This is a genomic window from Microcystis sp. LE19-41.2A, assembly GCF_027530405.1.
Taxonomy (GTDB): Bacteria; Cyanobacteriota; Cyanobacteriia; order Cyanobacteriales; family Microcystaceae; genus Microcystis; species Microcystis aeruginosa.
On sequence record NZ_JAPZQJ010000564.1, the window covers coordinates 1 to 15,649 of the forward strand.

A 15,649-nucleotide genomic window follows, 5' to 3' on the forward strand; every position below is an offset into this window, starting at 1 on the left:
GCTTTTGTTTTCAGGTGTGCCATGACTATTATAGCAAAGGGATTGCTACTTGCTTCCAATTAGTCACTGATAACTGATAACTGATAACTGATAACTGAATAGAGTTTGTCAGCAAAACGTTTTTTTGTCCTTGCTGAAGCGGTAATCCGTTTGAGTTCTTTTTCTAGGGATTCGGGAATTTTTGTCCAATCAATCAATTGGTGAACTTCAGGAAAAAAGAAATGTAAAAACGCTTCAAAATACTCGCTTAATGCTTCTTTCCAGGGTTCATCATAATTGGCTGTTGTTTGGTTCATTTGAGTTGTCCGCTTACTCTTAGGGGTGAAGCGCGATAGCGTAACGCACCGATTTAATAATAGAGGTGGTGGTGGTAATCTGGGGATTTTGTGGTAAAAAAGCGGTGATTTGTTCGATTCCGTCTTCGTTGGGAGAGAGAATAACCGTGGCGACTTCTGGAATTACCCCAGCTTGGAGACTTTGATAATCGCTAACACCAGCATCGAGGAAAACTAAGGTAGCGGTTAAACGCTGATTTCTCGCACTATCCACCCGATTAGCTTGACTCAAGCCATCAGATTGAGCGAAATTGAACAAAACATCGTCAACAGCAGGAAAGCCCGGCAAAAGGGTAGCAGTCATGACATTAACCGCAAAGGATGACTTCGACTATTTTATGCAAAGAATCCCGAATTTTTCAAGGGGGATATAACAAAAATTAACATTGATTACAAGAAACCGGGTTTCTCAAAGGAACAAGAAAACGGGTTTTCTAAATAGTTTCTCGCAGAAACCCGTTTTCTAAAATCACAACTTAATCTAATTCATTTGCCGTTTGCAAAACCTCCTCATAAAGTTGACGACTGATGCGAAAATTTGCTTGGAGTATTAGAGCATCGATTATGGGTTGAACCTTAGCAATCAATCCTCTATTTTTAGCGATTAAAAGAACTCCTAGAACCCCCGTAATTGACAGCCCCAAACGCACAGCCTCCCTCCGTCCAAGACGCTCATCAATTAACAATTCATCTGCTTTTAATTCTAAGGCAAGAGCGATTGCTTCTGCTTCGCCAAGATCTAAATTATATTCATTCCTCAAACAAGCCACAAGTTCCAAATTAGCGGCTTGTTTAACCTGTATCCAGTTCAGAGAAATTATCGCTTTAATGCGGATATCTTCCTCAGTTAAATTGGCTAATTCATTGGCAACTGCTTGGGGAATAACAACATTAGTATAAATATCTTTTAAGATTGACAGATAACCAACAAGAGCAAGACTGCTGAGAGGAGAAGTATCGCTAATAATAATCATAGCCAACCTTTCTCTTTTAAATGCTTAATATCTTGCTGAAACTCAGCAACATCATAGTGAATACAAATTCCTCGTTCAGAAAGCATCCGTTGAAACTTTATTTGATTAATACCTAATAACTCACTTGCTTTTCCTAAGCTAATCTTATCTTGTTGGAATAACATAACAACAATTTCCTTCAACAGTTCATCCTCTGATAAACCACTTGCTTTAATCACTTCTTGGGAAATAACTAGAGTCATATTTTCTCCGTATTTTGATAAGAATTATACAAATGCTATCCTAGGTTTTGCGGTCTGTCAATTCCCTTTGGCAGACCTCACTTCTAACTGTTAACTGTTAACTGAAATTCCCTCTCCGAAGCAATCTTACCCCTTGTCATGGCGAAGATGCGAGCGCTAACGTCAAACCTAGGCAGTTAAAGTATTTAACCAATTGATTAAATCTTCAACCGTAGAGAAATCGAATAAAGCTTCTCCTAATACTTCAACATCATCAATACTTAACTGCATGATTTTAGTTTCCAATGAAGGATTAATCTCCCCTAACTTGCGTTTAAGTTGACGAAGAATCAATGTCTTTTCCCGTTCAATACCTTGTTCGATACCTTGTTCAATACCTTGTTCGATACCTTGTTCAATACCTTGACGCATCCAACTGGTGGTAATTTGCATAACTCCCTCCTGTACGGGTTGACTAAATGTGCTAATCTCTTCTTGAAATTGTCTCTCTTCCACTGGATTTAGATTGAGATATGTATCAATAAATCCAGAAATTAATTGCATTTTTGCAGGATTTAACTTTAAAGTAATTAACAAGCGCAGACATTCCGCTTTTACCTTGGCTCGCTCTTTCTCGGCAATGTTCATCTTCGCCATCAAAGCTGAAGCAACCGGATTCGGTTGATTAAGAAAATCTCGCCAATTTAATCGATTTAACTGCACTACTTGATAGTTAAATTCTAACACCTTAAAATCGGGAAAATCGACTACATATTGACTAATCGCTTCTCTTTTTGGCTTTGAATAAGAAAAAATTACAATCGGATAAATCGGTAAGACAAATTTCTCATGAAAGCGAGCAAAATAAGTAAACATTCGCCGATTAAACCACTGGCGGGAACTTTCCTGCGCCTCCACATGAATCAGAAAAAAAGATTCTTTTCCTCGAAACTTAACTTGTGCGACTAAATCGCTTTCATACCTTTCTCCTTCGGTGACATCGGTAAATACTTCTTTGTCTAAAAAAGTAATCGAGTCCCTATCTAAATAATCGATCAATTGAGGGAAAAACAACTCAATAAATTCGATAAAAAAGGTAGAGATTAACTCCTTAAATAAGCGATCATGGTCAATATTATTAGTCATGTAATATCATCTTAACTAATCTGAGTGATGAATGACTACTCTTCTGTATTGTATTCTGAAAAGTCGGTTTTGGCAACGGATTGTTATGACCTTACCCCCTTAACTTACGAGGAGAGGGGGATACTTTCCGTGTTAACCTTTCTCCAGAAGTTCAGAAAACGGGTTTCTCCGAGAAACCCGTTTTCTGTGGTTCTCAATTACTCCCTGATAATGACAATTTTAGCGGGTTGTTGCGAAGATGCGATCGCTAACGTCAAAGCTAGGCAGTTAAAGTATTTAACCAATTGATTAAATCTTCAACCGTAGAGAAATCGAATAAAGCTTCTCCTAATACTTCTACATCATCAATACTTAACTCCATAATTTTAGTTTCCAATGAAGGATTAATCTCCCCTAACTTGCGTTTAATTTGACGAAGAATCAATGTCTTTTCCCGTTCAATACCTTGTTCAATACCTTGTTCGATACCTTGTTCGATACCGCGTTCGATACCTTGTTCGATACCTTGTTCAATACCTTGTTCGATACCTTGTTCAATACCTTGTTCAATACCTAGTTCAATACCTTGACGCATCCAACTGGTGGTAATTTGCATAACTCCCTCGAAATTACAAGCATTATAAAGTATTTAACCAATTGATTAAATCTTCAACCGTAGAGAAATCGAATAAAGCTTCTCCTAATGCTTCTACATCATCAATACTTAACTCCATAATTTTAGTTTCCAATGAAGGATTAATCTCCCCTAACTTTCGTTTAAGTTGACGAAGAATCAATGTCTTTTCGCGTTCAATACCTTGTTCGATACCTTGTTCAATACCTTGTTCGATACCGCGTTCAATACCTTGTTCAATACCTTGTTCGATACCGCGTTCAATACCGCGTTCAATACCTTGTTCGATACCGCGTTCGATACCTAGTTCGATACCTTGTTCAATACCTAGTTCGATACCTTGACGCATCCAACTGGTGGTAATTTGCATAACTCCCTCCTGTACGGGTTGACTAAATGTGCTAATCTCTTGTTGAAATTGTATCTCTTCGACCGGATTTAGATTGAGATAAGTATCAATAAATCCAGAAATTAATTGCATTTTTGCAGGATTTAACTTTAAAGTAATTAACAAGCGCAGACATTCCGCCTTAACTTTTGCTCGCTCTTTCTCGGCAATGTTCATCTTGGCCATCAAAGCTGAAGCAACCGGATTCGGTTGATTGAGAAAATCTCGCCAATTTAATCGATTTAACTGCACTACTTGATAGTTAAATTCTAACACCTTAAAATCGGGAAAATCGACTACATATTGACTAATCGCTGCTCTTTTTGGCTTTGAATAAGAAAAAATTACAATCGGATAAATCGGTAAGACAAATTTCTCATGAAAGCGAGCAAAATAAGTAAACATTCGCCGGTTAAACCACTTTCGGGAACTTTCCTGCGCCTCCAGATGAATCAGAAAAAACGATTCTTTTCCGCGAAACTTAACCTGTGCGACTAAATCGCTTTCATGTCTTTCTCCTTCCGTGACATCGGTAAATACTTCTTTGTCTAAAAAAGTAATCGAGTCCCTATCTAAATAATCTATCAATTGAGGAAAAAATAACTCAATAAATTCGATAAAAAAGGTGGAGATTAACTCCTTAAATAAGCGATCGTGGTCAATATTATTAGTCATGTAATATCATCTTAACTAATCTGAGTGATGAATGACTACTCTTCTCTATTGTATTCTGAAAAGTCGGTTTTGGCAACGGATTGTTATGATCTCACCCCCTTAACCTACGAGGAGAGGGGGATGCTTCCCGCAAAAAAAACTACAGAAAACGGGTTTCTTGAAGAAACCCGTTTTCTCGAGAAAAAAAACTGGAGCGAGCGCTTTTCGCCACCCCAGTGCTGTCACGGAATTCAATTCTGTATCTAAATTAACACATTATTGGTAGCAAGCATGATTAAGGAAATTGGAAATTTTTCCCAAAGGGGTTTCCAAAGGCTGTAACCTTTACTGACATGGGATTTCAGTCCTGATAAGTCCAAAGTTTTGGGAGTCTATCCTCGAAAATTAAACTTCGGCGCTGAGATGTTCCCCCAGATGAACGGTTTTCACCCATTTTAAACGTTTAGGACGCAAAGCCATCCGCAGGCTGACACTGGGAATAATAATAAACCAGTGCATCATATAAATCATGCCGCGAATGGTTTGAGCAAGGATGTCCAAACCAAGAGCGAAAGTGAATTTTTTACCCGTATTAACTCGGATTAATCCTGTCACCATCCCCCAGAGAGAAAGGGAAAGAGCCAAACCAGTTAAAGGAGTTAAAATCGGAGCTTGATGCTGGGTAATAGTGATTAAAAGATCGGGAATAGCGGCCGCAGGTAAGATATATTGAACGATCAAAAAAGCAATTAAATCAAACTTTTTCGGCCAAGGCATGGGAGACTTTAAAATCGCTTTCCAATAGTCGAGATAACGCTGAAAACCACCTTCGGCCCAACGATTGCGCTGATGCCATAAAGCGATCGCAGTTGTCACCCCTTCTTCCGCTACTGCGGGAAAATTTAAGATATTAATTTTCCAATTATCGATATGGAGACGAATAGTTAAATCAAGATCGTCGGTGATCGTTTGTTCATTCCAACCCCCGCAACGATTTAAGGCACTACGTCGGACAAATTGACCATTTCCGCGCAATTCTCCGATCCCTCCCACTGCGATCCGTTGCTGTTGGAAACAACTATCAAAGATCATTTCTACCGCTTGTCCCTTTGTCCAGAAGTTTTCGGCGGCATTGGCGATCGCTTTTCGCACCTGTACCGCACCTACTTCTCGATCGTCGAACATTGGGACGACATGACGCAGTAAATCGGCGGATAATCCCGCATCGGCATCGAATACGCCGATAATTTCCCCGTTAGTCAGGGATAAAACCTGATTCAAGGCGCCGGATTTGCCACCTCCGGCATTAGCAGGACGATGGAGAATTTGTAATTGGGGATATTCTAAAGCAAGGCGATCGAGAATTGCACCGGTGTTATCGGTACTATAGTCATCGACGATCCAAACTTCTAACTTATCTTGGGGATAGTCTAGATGACAGAGATAATTAACCAGTTTCGTGATTACGGTTTCTTCATTTTTGGCCGCTACTAAGAGGGACACCCTAGGTACAGAGGCTAAATCCTTATCCAGTAAGGGAATTGGCGGCGTTTCTGGTTTGGTGAACAGCAGCCGCAAAGCTTGCCCCGATAGTACCATAGTTAAGGCGATAATTGCCCAATAACCCCAACTAAGCCAATGAAGTCCGATAATTATTGTCCAGATCGCCATGAGGCTAAAAGCCGCTTTCTGTCTGCGTCCCGATCGGCCTTGAAAAATTTCGCTCCTAAATTCGTCCTCCTCATCTTCGGGATCGGACCAGTCAGATAGGAGGGAACCAATCGGGTCTAATTCTTCGTTATCATCCTCTCGCGACCAATAATTTTCTGCCATAATCGACTCAGGTTAAGTAACTGTTCCAGTAGACGCTTGTTTCTTGCTTTATTTTACCGAAAATTGTTAAAATTTTTAACAGAATCTTAAGTTTTTTCGGGAAAGAAACCCTAGTTTTTCAGGCTATTGGTTTTTTTTGCCCGATAAATGCGCTTTTTCGGCTAAGATTGCTCTGTTTACATTCGTTGAGAAAATTTAACATTTATCCCCTATGTCAAACCTGCTCCTCTGTGTCGGACTGATTTGTGGCTCAATTATTTGGGTGGAGATCGTGCGTGATAGCTATCATGCTCTGGCCCACCATTGGCAGCCCCTTTATCGTCTGCACGTCTGGCATCATCGGGTTTTTCGTCCCGATCTGTCGGTAATGAGCGAGGAAATTTATCGTCGGGCGCACTGGTACAATGATGTACCAGAGGCCTTGGTGATGTTGGCTGCCAGTGTTTTACCTGTACTACTGGCCTACTCTTGGGGGTTCGATCGCCCTTGGTTGGGTTGGTTAGGTTCCCTTTATACTTTGACTTTTCTCAGTACGGCGATCGGTCGAGGTTTAGGCATCGCCAATCTGGAGGAATTAACCGATTTAACCCATCGTCCGGGGCAATTTGAGAGTTTACCGGCTCAATGGCGCGTTAATCGTACCTACCACTGGCGACACCATTTTGATAACCAAAAGGCTTATTATTGTGGAACTTTCACCTTTATGGATAAATTGATGGGGACGGCACTTTCTCTTAAGGGTAAAACGATCGCCATTACCGGAGCGAATGGAACCTTAGGGCGATCGCTGTTAAAGTACCTACAACTGAAAGGAGCTAAGGTAATCGCGCTCACTTCCAGGGAGAATGCGATCGCTATTGAAATTAACGGCGAATCAGTACCTGTAAAAACCGTGAAATGGCAAATCGGTGAAGAAACGCAACTTGAGGACTTATTTAGGTCTGTAGATATACTGATTTTAAATCATGGCGTTAATGTCCACGGCCAAAGAACCCCAGAAGCGATCGAATTAGCCTACCAAGTGAATACTTTTTCCGTCTGGCGTTTAATGGAATTATTCTTCAAAACTGTCCGCACTAACGAGCAAATTGCCCGCAAGGAAGTCTGGGTGAATACCTCGGAAGCAGAGGTTAATCCTGCCTTTAGTCCCCTCTACGAACTCAGTAAACGAGCGATCGGTGATATGATTACCCTGCGTCGTTTAGATGCCCCCTGTGTGGTAAGAAAGCTAATTCTTGGCCCTTTTAAGAGTAATTTAAATCCTCTGGGTATTATGTCCGCCGATTGGGTGGCTAAACAGATTATCAAGGCGGTACAGAGGGATAGCCGCAATATTATTATTACTATTAATCCCTTGACTTTTATCACCTTCCCAATTAAGGAATTCTCTGTTTCTACTTACTTAAAACTATTTACTCGTTCCCCAAAAAATCGGGAAAATCCCTAACTATTTAGGGTTTGCAGCAAAAAGTTTGTTGGTGGGGACAGGGTGTGGGGTGTGGGGTGTGGGGTGTAGGGTTTTACCCATTTTCAGGGGGTTAATTACCTAATTTTCAGGGAAAAAGTCCAGGGATTTTCCCCCCGATCACTCCCATATCTGGTACTTTTTGATTGACAAAAGGTCTAAAAGTGTTACCCAACAAGGTTTTCAGATTTATTCAGCAAACCCTAACTATTTATCCTTAATCGGGGATCAGGACTATTTTTCCGCGCACTCTTTCCGATTCACTATAATTATGAGCTTCTACCACCTGGGAAAAAGTATAGGTGCGATCGATTCTAACAGTTAATTTTCCCGATTCGATCGCTTCTTTGAGAAATTGCCAGTCAGACGCTTGTGCTTGAGCAAAAAATATCAGTTTCCCTTTTTGGGGCAACCAAGCACCGAGATAATTTAGGAAGATAATTCCGGGATTTGGGAGGGTGGTTATATAGGTGCCTTGGGGTTTTAAAAGCTGACGACAGTGCCAAAAAGAAGACTTAGCCACAGCATCGAAGATTATATCATATTTCTGCTCAGTTTTTCTCCAATCTTCTTGGGTATAATCGATAACTTTATCTGCTCCTAAAGAGGTGACATAATCGATATTTTTACTACTACAAACTCCATCTACTTCTGCGGAGAAAATTTTCCCTATCTGTACGGCAAAGCTACCCACTCCTCCCGATGCACCATTAACTAAAATCCGATTTCCTGCTTGAATATTGCCAAAATCTCGCAAGACTTGCAAAGCGGTAGAAGCAGCTAAAGGAGTGGCGGCAGCTTCAATAAAACTCTGATTATGCGGTTTTTTAACTAACAGGGAAGCGGGAATAATTGCATATTCAGCATAGGTTCTACCGGGTAATTGATTGAGAAAACCAAAAACCTCATCTCCGCTCTGGAATTGTTCCACCTGACTACCTTTTTCAACGATAATTCCCCCATAATCAAAACCTAATTGCAGGGGAAATTTATTACCTGTGGCTATTTTGAGCATTCCCCGACGAATCTTCCAATCAATCGGATTAATTCCCGCTGCCATAATCTTAATTAAGACTTCCTTAGCTTGGGGAATTGGCTTTTCTATGTCTATGTATTGGAGAACATTACTATCGCCATAGCGATTAATGATAATAGCTTTCATAATTAAGAAAAAAGTTGATAAAATAGTAGAGGAGCAAAAGTAATGACCAAGAGAACCAAAATCCAAACTCGTCCCGCTAAAAGATTATAATCTTGCCCTAATCTTGACCAAGAGTGACCGGCGATAAAATGGCCGAACAGAAACTCAAAACCCACTGTTAATAGTAACCAAATTAAACCGATGGTAATTGCTTGACCGGAGGATTCTAGACCCAAAAAATAGACAAGAGCGCCAATATAAAGACTAAAAAAGAGGATTCCTGTCAGGGTAGAAATTTGATGGGCGCGCAGTTCATCGAGATGTTTTCCGTAGGTGGTTTCTCGGAGGATACCGTTACTAACTCCTATTACGATCATCGGTAGCCATGCGACAATGTAGCGACTAATCATAAGTTGTTGGTTTAGAACTCGCTCTAATTGGATTATAGCTATATTTGGCTGATAACTTGAGATATTTTCGTAAAAATTAATATTGTTACTTGCCTAAATTTTCAGCCAGATAATCAACTAGCTTTTTCACTGTTGTAAATTCTTGGCATTTTTCTTCTGAAAGTTCAAGATCGAATTCTTCTTCTAAAGCCATGATTAATTCAATCGTATCAAATTTATCTCCTCCCCAATTTGAGACTAATAAACCATTACTACAAGAACTATAAGAACTATAAAAGCTATAAGAACTATAACTACTGAGGGTTTCCTTAGATTTTAAATAAAATAGTTCATCATCAATATGTATCTCAGACTTTTCCACATCTAATTGATCACTAATTATCTCTTGAACTTTGATAAAAATTGCCAGTTTTCGTTCATTGTCTTGTGACGTTATTTTCTCGGTATCATCATTGTTTTTATCGTTAATAACAGCATTAGCTTTTTGTTCTGCTATTTTAATAGCTTTCTCTTCATTGATTCTCCTTGATTCCAATAGACTGGATTGACTGAAAAATAACTGATATCTCATAACTTCAATTCTAGAATTAATTAAGTTTCGTATTATATGAAATTCTACTTTATGACCACTTTCCTTGTAAATTCTTGTGGCTAAATCCCAAACAATCTGATCGCGGTTTGCTTCTAGCTGGTTTAATTTTTCTTCACTCAGAGATACCATATCATCCAAATACTGATTGATCATCATTGCCAGAATTTGCATCTCATAATTTTTGCTATCTTCATTCATTCGACTAGATCCTCTGCTGCAAAAAATCTCAACCATATTGTATCTTAAGATAAATACTTTTCTAAAAAATCTAGGGGTGCATCTCACATTTGCAGAAATACCGACAATCAGCAATTATCGGTGACTCTTAGATGATTACAAATGTATCAGCATCTGGCTGTAAGCATCCCACCGAAAAGCTAATGCGCTCCGGGGTTTGGGTAGGGTTGATTCATGAATCAACCCTACCTTGAATCAACCCTACCTTGAATCAACCCTACCTTGAATCAACCCTACCTTGAATCAACCCTACCTTGAATCAACCCTACCTTGAATCAACCCTAGGGTATCGTCTCGGAGTCTCCCCAAATTGTTAATTTTTTTGGGGATTTAGCTACATCATCCGAAAAATGTCACACTAGAGGTAGGGGAGCGTCAACTATCAGTCATCAGCTTTCAGCAATTTTTGGCTATTTCCCCAGGGTATTGCTGGCAGCCGGTGGGAAAAAAGATTAACTTCAACCCTGACTTTATCTGCTATCGAGGAGGTTAATTCGATGAATAATACGGAAACACTCTCAGTCGATCGGGATACCAACAAACTCTATAATAAAATTCTCGTGGCTGTGGATTATCAAGATGTCACTCCAGAGGTATTGAATACGGCTATTCTCTTAGCGAAAACCTACGCTAGTGAGTTGCGGATTATTTATAGTCTGTCTAAACCTTTGACTCCCTACACGGAAACTTTTATTTATGGTAATCTGATCGGTTATGGTGGCGGTTATCCCCCCGATATGATCGCCTTAGAACAACAAATCACCGAAGAAATGCAAGCGGAATTACAAGCTTGGTTAAACGGTTTAGTCGATCGAGCTAAGGAGGATAATATCATAGCCCGGGCTGATTATTATATCGGTGATCCGGGCCAGAAAATTTGTCAAGTTGCCCAGCAAGAAGGGATAGATTTAATTATTGTTGGTCGTCACGGTCGATCGGGTTTATCTGAGTTAATCTTAGGTAGTGTCAGTAATTATGTAGTGCATCATGCTCCCTGTTCGGTTTTGGTGGTACACATCACTCGTTAATTAGAAAGGGTTGAAATCCATTTTTTGCTGTCCATTGAATCGCTCCATCTCTCCCGGTCCAGTAAGTCTTAATCCGGGCCTTTCTCAGTTGATTTCTGGCATTACGGGAGAGATTGTTAGTGACAGCGATCGCTGTTTGTGGTCGAATGGACTCTAACCATTGTTTATCTAGATTGCTTCCCTGCCATAATAACACTAGGGGGCTGAATTCTTGGGATAAATTAACGGGAATTTTCGGGTTGATAATCCATAGCCAAGATTGATTTTTTACCTGAAATTTAAATAAATTTTTCTCGATCAATTGTCCAGTAATTTCGCCGAGATTAAATTTTTCTAACTGGGATAAATTAATAGTTTTTTGAATCGGTATGTCCTCACTGATAGTTGAGAATTGCGCCGAATTATTGACGGTTATTGCTCTTTGTATTTGATTAATTCCCTCCTGTCGCAAAAAGGGCAAAACTGTATAACGTGCTGTTGCGGGTTCCTCCCCATTAATTAAGAGAGTATTTCCTTGATTTTGAATAATTATTACCGGTTGCGATTTGGTGGCTAAAACTGTCACCTGAGTTAAAGTTAAATGCTGATAAATAATCGGTATTAAAATTAAAGTGAGGATAAATAAACTGACTAAATGCCACCGTTGACGAAACCAGATATTAAAGCAGATTAAGGTAAGGCAAATATAAATAATTAACATCACTCCTAAAGATAATTTACCTGTGGAGTAGGTACTAAAAGGAAGCAGACTAAAAAAGGTGGTAATTTGCAGTAATAACTCTAGAGGGTAATAGAGAATACTAGCGCTGATACTGCCCAAAGGGGGATAAATTAAGCCTAAAAAGGCCGTAAAAACTCCTCCTAAACTAATCAGGGTAACTAGGGGAGTTGTGATAATATTAATGGGGATATTATAAAGAGCGATCGAGTTAAAGGTAAACATTAATAAAGGCATAGTCCAGAGACTAGCAGCTAGACTAATAGCTATAGGTTCAGCGATTAAATTAGGTAAATAGTCAATTTTATTTTTCAGCAAAGGAACGGTAATAATTAATCCCAAAGTCGCTAAAAAACTTAACTGAAATCCTAAATCCCAAATCCAGAGAGGTTGCCATAATAATAGAATTGTAGCCGCTAGTAACAGGGATCCTAAACTATTAACTTTTCGATTATAAAGCAGACCGATTAATGCCCCAATTCCCATCAAAATCGCCCGCAGCACTGAAGGTTGTAACCCAGTTAAAGTGCCGTAAATTATTAAGATAGTAAGGGCAATAATAAACTGTTGTTTGGGGGATAAATTGCGAGTAATAGTTAAAACAAATCCCAACAAAATAGCCACATGAAAGCCAGAAGCTGCTAAAATGTGAGCTAATCCAGTTTTAATAAATAAATCAGTGATTTTTGCTGGCAAATTAACCGCTTGTCGTCCGAGGGTAATCGAACTTAATAAAGTCCCTTTTTCCTGGCCTAGTCTTTGAATTTGTGCCTCAACAATGCGCTGACGAATCTGCCAAACTCCCCAATTTGGTGATTTTTTATCGATAATTATTTCCCCTTTTAAACCAGCAAAAGCACCCTGACGCGCCAGATAATTAGCAAAGTCAAAAGCATTGGGATTATTCGCACGACGGGGACGATAAAGTAATCCTTTAATTGTTATTTCTTGTCTGGGATAAACCTGATTTTCTGCTAGATTTGGTAAAGTAACGTAGAGTTTACCCGTGGATTTTTCTGTCGGTAAATTCTTGAGGCTAAATTCTTTTACTTCTAACCAAAATTGTAAATTTTCTCGGCGATTGAGACGAATTTCTGATATAATACTGCCCGTGATTTTAATAGAGTTAACCACATTATTTTTTAAAAGATGACTGATATCATTTGCGGTGGGGTAAGGAGTGCGAATTTCTAGATAAACAACGGCAAATATAGCTATTAATCCCCCCATCAGCCAAATTTTTCTAGGGGGACTTTGCCACCAAAAACGACGGATAAAAATCGTGGTTAATAGGGTAATTAGACTGATAATAACAATTCTAATTACCACTTCTTGCCATCGGTTTAACTGGGGACTAAAATCTACCAGACCTGTAGATAACAATCCCAAAATATAGGCTAAACCGAGAATAACGCTATTAGGGCGATTCATAGAAATTTTTGTCGTCAAATAATTTCAGAATTAGCGGGCATTATTTTTACCTAAGTATCAGCGAAAATCGAGATTAAAAAGTAACTTAGCATAAACACTATGGGGATCGTTAAATGTAGGTAACTTCAATAATTCCTGCTGAAAATTTTGCCATTCCTGCGTCAAAGGGTGATTATTTTTAGTTAGAGGAGGAAGATAGGTTTGCAAGAAATTAGAGACAAGTTCTTCTTGCCAACTTTGCGATCGAGGATATTCTTTAAGACTCCAATCATCTCCTAATTTAGCTGTTTTGGCTGCGTATTGTACTGCCGCTTCTAGACCACCGATTTGATCAACTAAACCAATTTTAACCGCATCTTTTCCCGTCCAGACGCGACCTTGGGCCACAGTTCTTACCTTGTCTGGGGATAATTTTCGCCCCTTGGCTACCGTCTCGATAAATAAATCATAGAACCGATTAACTGCCGCTTGATAAATTTCTAATTCTTGGGGATTTTTCGGTCTGGTAATAGTAGATAGATCGGCTAATTGTCCAGTTTTAACCGTATCCCAATCGATGCCATTATTATTAGCAATCTTCCGGATATTTAACAATAATCCAAACACACCGATCGAACCAGTAATTGTATCATTATCGGCAAAAATTCTTTGACCACCCATCGCAATCCAATAACCCCCAGAAGCTGCCACATCACCCATAGAAATAATTACTGGTTTTTTCGCATCTAAACGCTTAATTTCTCGCAGAATCACCTCGGAAGCGGTGGCACTTCCCCCCGGACTATTAATTCTCAAAACTACCGCTTTTACCTCCTCCTTCCCTTGTAATTTTCGCAATTCCTTCGCCAATTTATCCCCACCGATTTCGCCTCTATCTCCCTGACCTTCTACGATTGTCCCTTCTGCATAAACTATCGCTATTTGATCGCTACTATCTTCCTCCTCATCGAGAGAACTAGCATAATTAGCTAAAGAAATTTGCGAAAAGGAGCCAGAGTTTTCCTCCTGATTAGTTTTATTTTTTGCTTCTCCTGTCAAATCCTTTGCTAAAGCAATTACTCGATCTAAATGGGCCACTTCATCAACAAAACCCGCCTTTTTCGCTGTGGTTGCTTCCAGAATACCTTGAGTATCAGAAATAGTTTGCACCTGTTGGGGTGTTAAATTGCGACTTTTGGCCACTGTGGAACTATAATTAGACCAAATTGTATCGAGTAGGGTTTGCAGCTGCTGACGATTCTGGACACTTAAATCCTGACGCGTATAGGGTTCCACCGCACCTTTAAAAGAACCCACTTTTACCACTTGTACCCCCACACCATATTTTTCTAGTGCATCGGCAAAAAAGGTTTGTTGACTACTTAAACCATTAATTTCCATTCTCCCCACGGGATTAATAATCACCTTTTCAGCAACGGAAGCGAGATAATATTCCTTTTCCGTCCATTCCACATCGTAGGCGATAATTTTTTTACCCGATTGGCGAAATTTTGCCAAAGCTTGCCGCACTTCCGTCAGGGTAGCATAGCCATATTCACCGACAGTGCCGCGACCGTAGAGTAACAGACCGACAATACTATCATCAAGGGCGGCCTTTTCGATCGCCGCTATCACCTGTCGCAAATTTAAAGTGATCCGACTCTCACTGGTCAAACTATCGGCTAAACTTGAACTAGGGGGAGCATCGCTGATATTGGTGGCTAAGTTAAAAACTAAGACTGATTTTTCCTTAACTGAGGAGCTATCGCTAGAAATCAGGAAAGAAAGCAGTAAAAATGCTAATCCCCCCACACCTAGGGACGAAAATACCAATAATCCCAATAAAGTTCCCAAGCAACTAGCGAAAGTTTGTTTAAAAAACTGACCCATCGGTTTTCATCTACTACTAATTATCCTGTTTCCTATTGTAGGGATTCCCCGCCCAGAAACAAGTTTTTTATCTGACTGCCTGACACATCTTGGTGAATCACCGACAGGTTAAGACACGGATGCGAGAGAACCAAATTCGGTCAAAGAAATCTTGTTTAGCTGGCTTGGAAGCAAAAATTGGTTCGAGGGATGAAACCCTTATAGAGAAAGACATTCGGCGATTTTTGTCAATTGTTTTCGCTCTAGAACAAAAGTGGTCTAGATTTGTTACTTCTATCTTTGACATTTTTCTTGACTTGAATATTTTTTGAGAACTTTTTTAGTTTCTCACTTTTTCTACCCCAAGAGCATAAGTAGGGAGGCACAATTATTTGTAGGATGGGTTAGCGGTAGCGTAACCCATGCGGGCGTTGGGTTTCATGCTTCAACCCAACCTACGTTCATCTTATATTTAATTCCACCCACCCACTTAAGTATAAATACTTAAGTTATTTTCATTTTATATGCTACCAGTCATAAGCTGTTGACTATCTAGAGTTTGCGGCAAAAAGTTTTTCGTGGGGGCAGGGTGTGGGGTGTGGGGTGTGGGGTGTG

17 protein-coding genes are annotated in these 15,649 nt (G+C 39.7%); 4 read left to right on the forward strand and 13 right to left on the reverse strand.

Annotated elements, in window-relative coordinates; translation table 11 throughout:
• Positions 1-59: 59 nt before the first annotated feature.
• The 5 genes from O9290_RS23820 to O9290_RS23840 form a co-directional block, all read right to left on the reverse strand.
• Positions 60-296 carry a hypothetical protein gene (locus O9290_RS23820; protein ID WP_409778107.1) on the reverse strand — a complete coding sequence of 79 codons (237 nt, stop codon included), beginning with the start codon at positions 294-296 and terminating at the stop codon, positions 60-62.
• A gap of 19 nt (positions 297-315) precedes the next feature.
• Positions 316-639, reverse strand: a complete 324-nt coding sequence (locus O9290_RS23825) for a DUF4347 domain-containing protein (protein WP_288054841.1) — start codon at positions 637-639, stop codon at positions 316-318.
• 172 nt (positions 640-811) lie between these two features.
• Positions 812-1,309, reverse strand: a complete 498-nt coding sequence (locus O9290_RS23830; protein WP_002756572.1) for a PIN domain-containing protein — start codon at positions 1,307-1,309, stop codon at positions 812-814.
• The gene (locus tag O9290_RS23835; protein WP_002739258.1) at positions 1,306-1,551 is read right to left on the reverse strand and encodes a UPF0175 family protein; all 246 of its coding nucleotides are present in this window, start codon (positions 1,549-1,551) and stop codon (positions 1,306-1,308) included. Before O9290_RS23835 ends, O9290_RS23830 begins: the two co-directional genes overlap by 4 nt.
• Positions 1,552-1,719: 168 nt before the next feature.
• Entirely contained in the window at positions 1,720-2,676 is a 957-nt protein-coding gene (locus tag O9290_RS23840; RefSeq protein ID WP_288054839.1) for a DUF4351 domain-containing protein, read from the reverse strand.
• Positions 2,677-2,703: 27 nt separating this feature from the next.
• On the opposite strand from O9290_RS23840, the gene O9290_RS23845 reads away from it, so the two are divergent.
• Positions 2,704-2,964 carry a hypothetical protein gene (locus O9290_RS23845; RefSeq protein ID WP_288054837.1) on the forward strand — a complete coding sequence of 87 codons (261 nt, stop codon included), beginning with the start codon at positions 2,704-2,706 and terminating at the stop codon, positions 2,962-2,964.
• Here O9290_RS23845 and O9290_RS23850 read toward each other — a convergent pair.
• Positions 2,936-3,271, reverse strand: a complete 336-nt coding sequence (locus O9290_RS23850; RefSeq protein ID WP_288054835.1) for a DUF4351 domain-containing protein — start codon at positions 3,269-3,271, stop codon at positions 2,936-2,938. The genes O9290_RS23845 and O9290_RS23850 overlap by 29 nt on opposite strands.
• Positions 3,272-3,293: 22 nt before the next feature.
• A complete protein-coding gene (locus O9290_RS23855; RefSeq protein ID WP_288054833.1) occupies positions 3,294-4,352 on the reverse strand; it encodes a DUF4351 domain-containing protein in 1,059 nt (352 codons plus the stop codon).
• A gap of 27 nt (positions 4,353-4,379) precedes the next feature.
• Here O9290_RS23855 and O9290_RS23860 point away from each other — a divergent pair, with 27 nt between their 5' ends.
• Positions 4,380-4,598, forward strand: a complete 219-nt coding sequence (locus tag O9290_RS23860) for a hypothetical protein (RefSeq protein WP_288087613.1) — start codon at positions 4,380-4,382, stop codon at positions 4,596-4,598.
• Between the two features lie 138 nt (positions 4,599-4,736).
• On the opposite strand, the gene O9290_RS23865 is transcribed toward O9290_RS23860, so the two are convergent.
• Entirely contained in the window at positions 4,737-6,164 is a 1,428-nt protein-coding gene (locus O9290_RS23865) for a glycosyltransferase family 2 protein (RefSeq protein ID WP_288059655.1), read from the reverse strand.
• Positions 6,165-6,375: 211 nt separating this feature from the next.
• Here O9290_RS23865 and O9290_RS23870 point away from each other — a divergent pair, with 211 nt between their 5' ends.
• Positions 6,376-7,611: a bifunctional sterol desaturase/short chain dehydrogenase gene (locus tag O9290_RS23870; RefSeq protein WP_002756581.1), complete on the forward strand. Its 1,236-nt coding sequence runs from the start codon at positions 6,376-6,378 to the stop codon at positions 7,609-7,611.
• A 235-nt stretch (positions 7,612-7,846) separates the two neighbouring features.
• Here O9290_RS23870 and O9290_RS23875 read toward each other — a convergent pair whose 3' ends face one another.
• The 3 genes from O9290_RS23875 to O9290_RS23885 form a co-directional block, all read right to left on the reverse strand.
• On the reverse strand, positions 7,847-8,791 hold the full coding sequence (locus O9290_RS23875) for an NAD(P)-dependent alcohol dehydrogenase (protein WP_288059653.1): 945 nt from the start codon (positions 8,789-8,791) through the stop codon (positions 7,847-7,849).
• 2 nt (positions 8,792-8,793) lie between these two features.
• Positions 8,794-9,180 (reverse strand): hypothetical protein, encoded by a 387-nt coding sequence (locus O9290_RS23880; RefSeq protein ID WP_288059651.1) that lies wholly within the window; start codon positions 9,178-9,180, stop codon positions 8,794-8,796.
• An 85-nt stretch (positions 9,181-9,265) separates the two neighbouring features.
• Positions 9,266-9,970: a phosphopantetheine-binding protein gene (locus tag O9290_RS23885; RefSeq protein ID WP_288087615.1), complete on the reverse strand. Its 705-nt coding sequence runs from the start codon at positions 9,968-9,970 to the stop codon at positions 9,266-9,268.
• A 536-nt stretch (positions 9,971-10,506) separates the two neighbouring features.
• On the opposite strand from O9290_RS23885, the gene O9290_RS23890 reads away from it, so the two are divergent.
• Complete coding sequence (locus tag O9290_RS23890; protein ID WP_002756585.1) at positions 10,507-11,037, forward strand: universal stress protein; 531 nt, start codon at positions 10,507-10,509, stop codon at positions 11,035-11,037.
• Here the strand turns inward: O9290_RS23890 and O9290_RS23895 are convergent.
• Both O9290_RS23895 and sppA read right to left on the reverse strand, forming a co-directional pair.
• Entirely contained in the window at positions 11,027-13,186 is a 2,160-nt protein-coding gene (locus O9290_RS23895; RefSeq protein WP_288087617.1) for a ComEC/Rec2 family competence protein, read from the reverse strand. The two genes, O9290_RS23890 and O9290_RS23895, sit on opposite strands and share 11 nt — an antisense overlap.
• 57 nt (positions 13,187-13,243) lie before the next feature.
• Positions 13,244-15,055: a signal peptide peptidase SppA gene (gene sppA / locus O9290_RS23900; RefSeq protein ID WP_288055179.1), complete on the reverse strand. Its 1,812-nt coding sequence runs from the start codon at positions 15,053-15,055 to the stop codon at positions 13,244-13,246.
• Positions 15,056-15,649 lie beyond the last annotated feature (594 nt).